This is a genomic window from Burkholderia sp. 3C (assembly GCF_054589155.1).
This window is the reverse complement of record NZ_BAAILN010000109.1, coordinates 52933-58022: the sequence shown is the minus strand read 5'-3', so window position 1 is coordinate 58022 and position 5090 is coordinate 52933. Positions and strand designations below refer to the sequence as shown.

Sequence of the window (5090 nt, the reverse complement as noted above, 5' to 3'; positions counted from 1 at the left end):
GCGCCCGGGCGCAGGCCCGGGCGCGCAGCCGCTATCTATCTCACTCTGCCGGGAAATCGGTGCCTTGCGAGACATCCTTCCATTGCTCGAACTCGGCGCGCAGCGCCTCGAGCTTGGTCTGCACCAATTGATAGGCATCCGAACCGAGCAGCAGGCGCAGCGGCGGCGCCGCCTCGCCGACGATGCGGATGATCGCCGCCGCGCCGCGCGCCGGATCGCCCGGCTGCGTGCCCGAATAGCTGTGCGCCTGGGCGCGCCGCTTGCCGGCCGTCTCGGCGTAATCGTCGATCACCGTTTTGGATTCGATCAGCGAGCGGCCCGCCCAATCGGTGCGGAACCGGCCCGGCTCGACGATCGTCACATGAATGCCGAGCGGCTTGACCTCGCCGGCCAGCGATTCCGAAAAGCCTTCCACGGCGTATTTGGACGCGTGGTAATAGCCGGTGGCCGGAAACGCCATCAGGCCGCCCACCGACGACACGTTGATCACATGCCCCTGGCGGCGCGTCCGCATGCCGGACAGCACGTGCCGCGTCAGCGAGAACAAACCGAACACGTTGGTTTCGAACTGGCGGCGTACTTCGTCATCCTCACCTTCCTCGATCGCCGAGAAATAGCCGTAGCCTGCGTTGTTGACCAGCACGTCGATGCGGCCGAAATGCGCCTCGGCATCGGCCACCGCGCGGCGGATCGCCGTCTCGTCGGTCATGTCGAGCGGCAGCACCAGTGCGCGCTCGCCATACGGCGCGGCGAGCGCCGCCAGCGTGTCGGGACGGCGCGCCGTGAGCACCGCGCGGCCGCCCTGCTCCAGCACCTGCTGCGCCAGCTCGCGGCCGAATCCCGTCGAGCATCCCGTAATGAACCAGACGTTTTCTTGCTTCATGGTGCCTCCTGGAAATGAGTCGGATCGACAGCCCGCGCCGCCCGGAACCGGCCGCGGCGTAACGGCTGCACGGAAACCATTGTTACGCCGTGGGCTACTCGCGGCCAGCCAACATCGCACCAATCTCTTGCGTGATCCTGCCATTCCGGGAAAAACCCGCTCGCCGACATGGCCCGCTTGTTGCACGATCCTGCCGATTCCCCTAGGCTTGCCCACATCTGCCGAACCGGCCCGGGCCACCCCGGGAACATCGCCATGGAACCGTTGCTGACCGCGATGCGCGACACCATCGAGCGCCATTGCACCTCGCCCTATCAGGCCACGCCCGTCCCCGGCCTGCGCATCTTCAGGATCACGAGCACCACGCCGCCCGATCGCGCGCTCTACGATCCGCGCATCCTGCTGGTCGTGCAGGGCGCGAAATGGGTGGGCTTCGGGGACGTATCGTTTCTCGCCACGCCCGAGCATTTCCTCGCGGTGACGGTCAACATTCCGGTCACGACCTGCATGCAGATGACCGAGGACGGCAAGCCGCATCTGGCGCTGACGCTGAGCCTCGACCGCGCGCTGCTGGCCGACGTGCTGCAGCGCGTGGCGGCCGAGCCGGCGCCGAACGCGTCGCCGCCGGCCGCGCTGGCCGCCGCGCCGCTGAACGCCGCGCTGCTCGAACCGTTCGCGCGGCTGCTGAAGCTGCTCGACCATCCCGACGAGATCGATTTCGTCGCGCCGCTCGTGGTGCGCGAAATCTACTACCGGCTGCTGACCGGCGGCCTTGGCGAAACGCTGGTGCAGTTCGCGCTGAACAGCTCGCATGTCGCGAAGATCGGCCGCGTGACGGAATGGATCAAGACGCACTACGCCGAGCCGATGAGCATCGATGCGCTGGCGGAGCTGGCCGGCATGAGCGTGACGTCGTTCCATCGCCACTTCAAGAACCTGACCTCGATGACGCCGATTCAATACCGCATGCAGATCCGCCTGCGCGAGGCGCGGCGCATGCTGATTTCGGAGGGGGAAGGCGCGGGCGCGATCGGCCTGAAGGTGGGCTACGAGAGCCAGTCGCAGTTCAGCCGCGACTACAAGCGCCTGTTCGGCGCGCCGCCGGCCAGCGACGCCGCGCGGCTCGGCAACGGCCAGGCGGCGAGCGCGCAGCCGGCGTGACGGCGGGCATGCGCGCGCGCCGGCGTCAGGCTGGCATCACGCGTTCGCGACGCCCACCAGGTTGGCCAGCAGCAGATCGTAATCGGCCACCAGCGCCGGGTTCTCCGGCGTATAACGGCGCAGCAGCGCGCGCTGCTGGCGGCGGTAGTGTTCCCAATCGGCGTCGTGCTCGCGCAGCACGCGCGCCAGCACCTTCGCGCCGGCCTGCACGTCGTTTTCCGGGTAGTAGTAGCCGACGTCCTGCACCAGATGCGCGTTATGCACGAGCGGATAACCCTGCCAGCACACGTCGAAATAGAAATAGTTGAGCGGGTTTTCCCACTGGTGCGACACCACCACGTCGGTGAACTCGGCCAGGAATTGCGGCGTATCGAAGCGGCCGACGAAGCTGGCCTTGCCGGCGCGCACGATCTCCAGGTAATTCATCAGCATGACGAACTCCTGGCTGCGCTGCGCGATGTGATCGGCATTGGTCACATGCGTGAACGACACGGCCTCGGGATCGCGGCGGAACGCTTCGTCGATGATCAGCATCGGATAGAGGCAGAACTTCACGACGTCATGATTCGGCTCCATCACCGTCAACCGCTTGGCCACCTGCCCGCTCGGCCGGTATTCGCCGTGCTCGCGCAGCGGGCGTGAGCGCTCGGTCAGGAACATCGGATCCCAGACGAACGGCACCACCCTCCCCGGGCAGCGGCGCAGCGATTGCAGGAACGGCAGCGAATTGGGCGCGATCTGCGGGATCGCCCACACCTCGTCGTAGCCGCGATTGATGAACAGCGAATCCCACAGCTTGCGGCCGAACAGGATCGACTGCGTGGCGTGGATATATTCGAAGCCGCAGCAATAGCTGACCAGCTTCGCGCCGCGCGCCTTCAGGTAGGCGGTTTGCTCGGCGTCGATCTGGCCGCCCAGTTCGATCAGGACATCGAGCGAATCCTTCATCTCGGCGAAGCTGCGCGTGTCGAACACCGCGCGATCCCACGGCAGGCCCTCGCTCAAGGACACATCGGTGGTGTTGACGAGCGTGACCCGATAGCCGTGCGACGAGGCCATCAGCAGCTTCGCGAGATAGAGCGCGTTCTGCTTGATGCCGTTGATCCAGAGGCTTTCGTTCGGCTCGCGCAGGCCGATCGTGATACCGATGCGCAGGCCGTTCAAATCGACAGGAGCAGTCATGGCGGATGAGCGAAAAGGATGGGCGCCGCCGCGCGAGCGCGCGTGACGGCGGGCATCGGCACAGCATACGCGCGCCCGGCGCAACGGCGCGCGGCTGCCGGTGCGCGAACGCGCGAGACGCCGATAGCGTGACACGCACGGCGCACGGCGCGCGCCGCGTTCGCCTCAGAAATGCCGGGTGCCGCGCACGCTGACGGCCGTATCGAACAGCTCCTGCGCGCGCGCCAGCTCGTCGAGCGCGCGATCGAGCCGCGATTGCGCGGCCGCATATTCGGCACTTTCCGGGATGTCTTCCTGATCGCCGCGCACCGCGCGGAATGCGAGATCGACGTTGCGCGTCGCCTCGACGTAACGCTGGGCGGCAAGCGCCTCGCGCGAATGACCGATGTTCGCCATGCACCTTCCTCCTCGGGCCTGCCTGTCGGCAAGCCGGCTGCGCGCCCTGCAACGCATGCGCGCGGGCATCAATCCCGCCCGCCGCGACGCTGCACCATGCAGCGGCCGCGGGAGCGACTTCCGAGCCTGGCCGTCATTCGGTCGCGCGGCGCCGAGGCCGCGCGGCGCTAGAGCAACAGCTTGCCCTGCGCGCTGCCTGGAATGGCGAATGCCGGCGCCGGTTCGGGCGCGGGAAATTCGAACAGGTCGCGCGTCGAGCCGCGCGCCGGTTCCGCCGGTGACCGGGCACGCAGCCGCTTCACGAAATCCGTGTAGACGGCCACCGGCTCCACCACCGGCAAGTCGAACAGGTCGCGCGTGAAGCCGCGCGACTGTGCGCCGGCCGAGCGCCCGCGCAGGCGCTCCACCAGATCGACATAGGTTTCGAAATCGCCCTCGCGCGCCGCCTTGCTCACGCGCGCGAGATCGCGCGCCTTGACCACCGTGGGCTGCGCGAGCCGAACCGTGTACGGCGCGTCCAGCTCCACCGTCAACGCCACCGGATAGCTGCGCGCGCCCGGCTCCGCCGTGCGCGCCACGCAATCGACCACCACGGCCGACTGCGCCGCGCCGAGCGGCTTGCCGGTGACGGTGCTGCGCAGGTTGTCGGGGCTCACGCGCAGGCGCGTGCCGACGCCGAGCGGCGCGGCCGACGCGCACACCAGCGCGTGGTACTGCTCGCGGCGGCGGCCCGACGGCAGGGTCGGGCGGCTCGTGATGAAGGCATACGGCGGCAGTTGACGCACCTGCCCGCCCGCATCCACCCAGGCATTCCACAGCAGCATCGCGCGCGGGCCGATTTCCGCCGCGCGTGCGCGGTTCGCCGACGGCGTGAACAGCGCGGCCAGCGACCCCACGCGATGCGCGGCCACCTGCACGCTGCTGCCGAGCGGCTGCCCGATGCCCCACAGAAACCGCCCGCCGCCCAGCCGACGCTCCCACTCCTTGCGGAGCACGACAGTCGACAGATCCTCGCCGAACTCGGCGCCGATCCTGGTCCAGCAAAACGTGGGGGGCAGGTGTTTCAGTGTCATCAACTCTCTCGGTACTGCGGCCCGATCTTGCGACAGGGCATTTCAATAAGCGCTACTGTATAGTTATAATGCATGACATGGAAGCCCTGGATCACAATTTTTCGGTTCATGCCTTGCTCGACAGGCTGCGGGCAGATCCACGCTCGTCCAGTGAAATAGCCAGGCTTTGCGGGGTCAGCCAGCCTACCGTGTCACGCCTTCGGTTGTCCGACGGGCAGCGTCTGCGGCGCAGCGAGCCATTCATTAAGCTATGCAGTTTCTACGGCATGGAAGCGCCTTCGTCGGGCATGCGCACCGGCAATTACGACGAGCGGCTGCGCGATGCGATCGTGGAGGCGTGGGATGGCTCGGACGAACACGGCCGGGCGTTGATGGTCGTGATCCAGGGCTTGAAA

Annotated in this window: 6 protein-coding genes; 2 read left to right on the top strand and 4 right to left on the bottom strand. The window is 67.5% G+C overall.

The genetic code is table 11. The features are described from left to right. Window positions 1-40 precede the first annotated feature (40 nt). Window positions 41-883 (bottom strand): oxidoreductase, encoded by an 843-nt coding sequence (locus ACYP33_RS22440; protein WP_459623979.1) that lies wholly within the window; start codon window positions 881-883, stop codon window positions 41-43. A 255-nt stretch (window positions 884-1138) separates the two neighbouring features. Here ACYP33_RS22440 and ACYP33_RS22435 point away from each other — a divergent pair, with 255 nt between their 5' ends. Continuing rightward, window positions 1139-2044, top strand: coding sequence for an AraC family transcriptional regulator (locus tag ACYP33_RS22435; RefSeq protein WP_414448302.1), 906 nt, complete (start codon window positions 1139-1141; stop codon window positions 2042-2044). Window positions 2045-2080: 36 nt separating this feature from the next. Here the strand turns inward: ACYP33_RS22435 and ACYP33_RS22430 are convergent, their stop codons facing one another. The 3 genes from ACYP33_RS22430 to ACYP33_RS22420 form a co-directional block, all read right to left on the bottom strand. Then, on the bottom strand, window positions 2081-3226 hold the full coding sequence (locus ACYP33_RS22430) for a DUF2827 domain-containing protein (RefSeq protein ID WP_459623978.1): 1146 nt from the start codon (window positions 3224-3226) through the stop codon (window positions 2081-2083). Window positions 3227-3391: 165 nt separating this feature from the next. Continuing rightward, on the bottom strand, window positions 3392-3622 hold the full coding sequence (locus tag ACYP33_RS22425; protein ID WP_414448304.1) for a hypothetical protein: 231 nt from the start codon (window positions 3620-3622) through the stop codon (window positions 3392-3394). A 167-nt stretch (window positions 3623-3789) separates the two neighbouring features. Continuing rightward, window positions 3790-4695: a hypothetical protein gene (locus ACYP33_RS22420; RefSeq protein ID WP_414448305.1), complete on the bottom strand. Its 906-nt coding sequence runs from the start codon at window positions 4693-4695 to the stop codon at window positions 3790-3792. Window positions 4696-4772: 77 nt separating this feature from the next. On the opposite strand from ACYP33_RS22420, the gene ACYP33_RS22415 reads away from it, so the two are divergent. Further along, the coding region (locus ACYP33_RS22415; RefSeq protein WP_459623977.1) for an AsnC family protein at window positions 4773-5090 on the top strand (318 nt) is incomplete at its 3' end.

Excerpts from the sequence above, each read along its gene's own strand:
- ACYP33_RS22440 (WP_459623979.1), bottom strand. The coding sequence starts at position 883 with ATGAAGCAAGAAAACGTCTGGTTCATTACGGGATGCTCGACGGGATTC.
- ACYP33_RS22435 (WP_414448302.1), top strand. The coding sequence starts at position 1,139 with ATGGAACCGTTGCTGACCGCGATGCGCGACACCATCGAGCGCCATTGC.
- ACYP33_RS22430 (WP_459623978.1), bottom strand. The coding sequence starts at position 3,226 with ATGACTGCTCCTGTCGATTTGAACGGCCTGCGCATCGGTATCACGATC.
- ACYP33_RS22425 (WP_414448304.1), bottom strand. The coding sequence starts at position 3,622 with ATGGCGAACATCGGTCATTCGCGCGAGGCGCTTGCCGCCCAGCGTTAC.
- ACYP33_RS22420 (WP_414448305.1), bottom strand. The coding sequence starts at position 4,695 with ATGACACTGAAACACCTGCCCCCCACGTTTTGCTGGACCAGGATCGGC.